4 protein-coding genes are annotated in these 4,501 nt (G+C 66.1%); all 4 read right to left on the bottom strand.

Features of this window, described 5'->3' with window-relative positions; all coding sequences use genetic code 11:
* Positions 1–122: 122 nt before the first annotated feature.
* From G6048_RS46820 to G6048_RS46805, 4 genes are read right to left on the bottom strand one after another with little or no spacing between them, the layout of a single operon-like run.
* Positions 123–923 (bottom strand): ABC transporter permease, encoded by an 801-nt coding sequence (locus tag G6048_RS46820; RefSeq protein ID WP_165345706.1) that lies wholly within the window; start codon positions 921–923, stop codon positions 123–125.
* Positions 924–1,850 (bottom strand): ABC transporter permease, encoded by a 927-nt coding sequence (locus G6048_RS46815; RefSeq protein ID WP_165345705.1) that lies wholly within the window; start codon positions 1,848–1,850, stop codon positions 924–926.
* The gene (locus tag G6048_RS46810; protein WP_206342993.1) at positions 1,847–3,001 is read right to left on the bottom strand and encodes an ABC transporter ATP-binding protein; all 1,155 of its coding nucleotides are present in this window, start codon (positions 2,999–3,001) and stop codon (positions 1,847–1,849) included. The genes G6048_RS46815 and G6048_RS46810 overlap by 4 nt, the downstream gene beginning before the upstream one ends.
* Before the next feature lie 5 nt (positions 3,002–3,006).
* On the bottom strand, positions 3,007–4,200 hold the full coding sequence (locus G6048_RS46805) for an ABC transporter substrate-binding protein (RefSeq protein WP_165345703.1): 1,194 nt from the start codon (positions 4,198–4,200) through the stop codon (positions 3,007–3,009).
* Between the last annotated feature and the right edge of the window lie 301 nt (positions 4,201–4,501).

The following is a 4,501-nucleotide window of genomic DNA, read 5'->3' as shown; positions in this document are numbered from 1 at the left end:
GGTTGGTCTCGTGGGCTCGGGGTGGGGCTTTGCGGGGTCGTCCAGCCAGTAGGAGCCGGGCTGGGCGTCGGCGAGCGACTTTGTCCAACGGGTCGTGCCTGGTGTGGTCATGCCTGGCGTGGTCATGCCTTTTGCCTGTTCCGGCGACCGCTGATGACCATTCCGGCCAGCACGATCAGGACGGCGACGATGAACATGCCCGTACCGATGACATTGATCTGGACCGGTGTGCCGCGTTGTGCCGAGCCCCAGACGAACATGGGGAAGGTGACGGTCGCGCCCGCGTTGAAATTGGTGATGATGAAATCGTCGAAGGAGAGCGCGAAGGCGAGCAGCGCGCCCGCGACGATTCCGGGGGCCGCGATGGGCAGGGTGACCCGGACGAAGGTCTGGAGCGGTCCGGCGTACAGGTCGCGTGCGGCTTCTTCCAGCTTGGGGTCCATCGACATGACGCGCGCTTTGACGGCTGTCACGACGAAGCTGAGGCAGAACATGATGTGGGCGATCAGGACCGTCCAGAAACCCAACTGAGCCCCCATGTTGAGGAAGAGCGTCAGCAGGGAGGCGGCCATCACGACCTCGGGCATCGCCATGGGAAGGAAGATCAGCGAGTTCACGGCGCCCCGCGCACGGAAGCGGTAGCGGACCAGCGCGAAGGCGATCAGTGTGCCGAGCACCGTGGCTCCGAGGGTCGCCCAGACCGCGATCTGCAGGCTGAGCGCGAGCGAGCCGCACAGATCAGCGACGCCGCACGGGTCGGTCCACGCCTCCGTGGAGAACTGCTGCCATTCGTAGTTGAAGCGCCCTTTGGGGTTGTTGAAGGAGAAGACCGTGACGACGACGTTCGGCAGGAGCAGATATCCGAGCGTCAACAGGCCCGCTATGACGACGAGATGGCGCTTGAGCCAGCGTACGAGGGACATTTAGACCAGATCCTCCGTCCCCGACTTGCGAATGTAGAGCGTGACGATGATGAGGATCGCGGCCATGAGGATGAAGGAAAGGGCCGCGGCCGTCGGATAGTCGAGAACCCGCAGGAACTGCCCCTGGATCACGTTTCCGACCATGCGCGTGTCCGTGGAGCCGAGCAGATCGGCGTTGACGTAATCACCACTGGCGGGGATGAACGTGAGGAGCGTGCCGGAGACGACACCCGGCATGGACAGCGGGAACGTCACTTTGCGGAAGGTTGTGAACGGCTTGGCGTACAGGTCGTTCGCCGCTTCGTGGAGGCGTCCGTCGATGCGCTCGAGTGAGGTGTAGAGCGGCAGGATCATGAACGGCAGGAAGTTGTACGTGAGTCCGCAGACCACCGCGAGCGGCGTGGCCAGTACGCGGTCGCCTGCCGTGAGGCCGAGCCAGCTCGTGACGTCCAGCAGGTGCAGCGAGTTGAGGGCGCCGACGACCGGGCCGCCGTCCGCGAGGATCGTCTTCCAGGCGAGCGTACGGATCAGGAAGCTGGTGAAGAACGGCGCGATGACCAGGATCAGGATCAGATTGCGCCAGCGGCCCGCGCGGAACGCGATCAGATACGCGAGCGGATAGCCGAGCAGCAGACACAGGGCGGTGGCGGTGCCGGCGTAGAGGACCGAGCGCAGGAACTGCGGCCAGTACTCGGAGATCGCGTCCCAGTAGGTCGCGAAGTGCCAGGTGACCTTGTAGCCCTCCTCCAGCGAGCCCGTCTGCACGGACGTGGAGGCCTGGTAGACCATCGGCAGCGCGAAGAAGAGCAGCAGCCAGAGGATGCCGGGCAGGAGCAGCCAGTACGGGGTGAGGCGGCCTCTTCTGCGCGGGGGCTTCTTCTGCGGGGTGGGTGCGAGAGGCGGTGGCGCCTCGGTGACGGTCGTCATGCCGAGGCCTCTTCTCCGACTGTCTCGACACCGGCGTCGATGTCCTGGGTCGCGTCGAGGCCGAAGGTGTGTGCCGGGCTCCAGTGCAGGACGACCTCGGCGCCGGGGACGAGCCGGGCGTCGCGGTCGATGTTCTGGGCGTAGACCTCGAACTCGGGGCAGACGGGGCTGTCGATGACGTACTGCGTGGAGACGCCGATGAAACTGCTGTCGGCGATCTTCCCGGTGATGCGGTTGCGGTCCTCGGGTATCCCGCCCGCGTCCTCTGCATGCGTGAGGGAGATCTTCTCGGGGCGGACGCCGACCAGGACCTTGCCGCCGGTCGTGGTGGGCGCCGAACAGCGCGCGGCCGGCAGGGAGAGCTTGCCGCCACCTGCCCTGAGCACGATCTCGTCGCCGCTCTTCGTGTCGACCTCGGCCTCGATGAGATTCGAGGTGCCGAGGAAGTTGGCGACGAACGTGGTCTGCGGGTTCTCGTAGAGGTCGGCGGGCGAGCCGAGTTGCTCGACCCGGCCCGCGTTCATCACGGCGACCGTGTCGGCCATCGTCATGGCCTCCTCCTGGTCGTGCGTGACGTGGATGAACGTGATGCCCACCTCGGTCTGGATGCGCTTGAGTTCGAGCTGCATCTGGCGGCGCAGCTTGAGGTCGAGGGCGCCGAGCGGCTCGTCGAGGAGCAGCACCTTGGGGTGGTTGATCAGGGCGCGGGCGACGGCGACGCGCTGCTGCTGGCCGCCGGAGAGCTGGTGCGGCTTCTTGCGGGCCTGCTCGCCGAGCTGGACGAGGTCGAGCATCTCCCCGACCTGCTTCTTCACCGACTTGATGCCGCGCCGGCGCAGACCGAAGGCGACGTTCTCGAAGATGTCGAGGTGCGGGAAGAGGGCGTACGACTGGAAGACGGTGTTCACCGGCCGCTTGTAGGGCGGCAGGTTCGTCACGTCCTGGTCTCCCAGGGACACGTTTCCCGAAGTGGGCTCCTCCAGGCCCGCGATCATCCGCAGGGTGGTGGTCTTTCCGCAACCCGAGGCCCCTAGGAGGGCGAAAAACGATCCCTGGGGGACGGTCAGGTCGAGCGGGTGGACGGCAGTGAAGGAGCCGTAGGTCTTACTCATCCCGGAGAGGCGGACGTCACCGCTGTTGTCGTTCGTCATGGAGGTCACGCCCCTGTCAGCTTTGCGAACTTCTCTTCGTAGGCCGTCTCTTCCTTGCTGCTCAGAGAGCGGAAGGAGCGCGACTTGGCGGCCATGGCCGCGTCGGGAATGATCAAGGGATTGTTCGCCGCTTCCTCGTCGAACTTCGCGAGTTCGGCTTTCACACCGTCCACGGGGCATACGAAGTTGATGTACGCGGCGAGTTGGGCGGCCGGGCCGGGCTCGTAGTAGTAGTCGATGAGCCGTTCGGCGTTGGTCTTGTGGCGGGCCTTGTTGGGGACCAGCAGGTTGTCGGTGGAGGTCAGGTAGCCGCTGTCCGGGATGACGAAGTCCACGTCCGGGCTGTCCGCCTTGAGCTGGACGACGTCACCGGCCCAGGCGAGACAGGCCGCGAAGTCGCCCTTGGAGAGGTCGGCCGTGTAGTCGTTGCCGGTGAAGCGGCGGATCTGGCCCTTGTCGACGGCCTTCTGAAGGCGGTCGATCGCCGCGTCGAAGTCGTCGTCGGTGAACTTCCCCGGGGCCTTGCCCATGTCGAGCAGCGTCATGCCGACGCTGTCCCGCATCTCCGACAGGAAGCCGACGCGTCCCTTGAGCTTGGGGTTGTCGAGCAGGTCGGAGACGGACTTCACCTCCTCGCCGTCGAGCGCCTTCTTGTTGAACGCGATGACCGTGGAGATGCCGGTCCAGGGATAGGAGTACGCACGTCCCGGATCCCAGTCGGGGTTGCGGAACTGCTGGGAGAGGTTGGCGTACGCATGCGGCAGGTTGGACGGGTCCAGTTTCTGGACCCACCCGAAGCGGATGAGCCGGGCGGCGAGCCAGTCGGTGACGCAGATGAGGTCGCGGCCGGTGTCCTGGCCCGCTGCCAGCTGCGGCTTGATCTTGCCGAAGAACTCGACGTTGTCGTTGATGTCCTGGGTGTACTTGACCTTGATGCCGGTGCGCTGGGTGAACGCGTCGAGGGTGGGGTGCCGCTTCTCGCTGTCGTCGACGTCCATGTACTCGGTCCAGTTGGAGAAGCTGATCCGCTTCTCCTTGGCCGAGTGGTCGTCGGAGTCGACTCCCGCGGTGTTCTTCGCCGCCGGGATGCCACAGGCGCTCAGCGCTGCGGCGCCGCCGAGGGTGAGCGCGCCACCGGTAGTGGCCCGCAGCAGCGAGCGGCGGCTGAGGGAGGTCCGGCCGTTGCGTAGGTGGTCCATGTCGATCTCCTCCGCCGTCGCGATCCCCTCCAGGGTGGGGGTGGCGTGGCTCCAGCTCGATTTGAAGGCCGATCCTGACAGAGGGGGGCCTGTCCAACAAGTGATTCCGTTGTTGCCATTTGGTTAAGCGACGGAATCGGTTGGGAGTGGGGGTGCCTCCGGCGGTTGGGCGGGCCCCCGTCCCCTCCCGCCGGCGGGAAGCTGCGGAATTCGTCGGGGCGCGGGCGCCTTCCGGGGCGGGGGGAGTCGCAGGCTTTTCAGGGGCGCGGGCAGTCGCAGGCCTTTTAGGGGCGCGGGGAAC

The organism is Streptomyces ureilyticus, from assembly GCF_011045025.1.
In the GTDB taxonomy this organism is placed as follows: domain Bacteria; phylum Actinomycetota; class Actinomycetes; order Streptomycetales; family Streptomycetaceae; genus Streptomyces; species Streptomyces ureilyticus.
This window is presented reverse-complemented; position numbering and strand designations above follow the sequence as displayed.

Coding starts and splice junctions, on each gene's coding strand:
- G6048_RS46820 (WP_165345706.1), bottom strand. CDS start 923: ATGTCCCTCGTACGCTGGCTCAAGCGCCATCTCGTCGTCATAGCGGGC.
- G6048_RS46815 (WP_165345705.1), bottom strand. CDS start 1,850: ATGACGACCGTCACCGAGGCGCCACCGCCTCTCGCACCCACCCCGCAG.
- G6048_RS46810 (WP_206342993.1), bottom strand. CDS start 3,001: ATGACGAACGACAACAGCGGTGACGTCCGCCTCTCCGGGATGAGTAAG.
- G6048_RS46805 (WP_165345703.1), bottom strand. CDS start 4,200: ATGGACCACCTACGCAACGGCCGGACCTCCCTCAGCCGCCGCTCGCTG.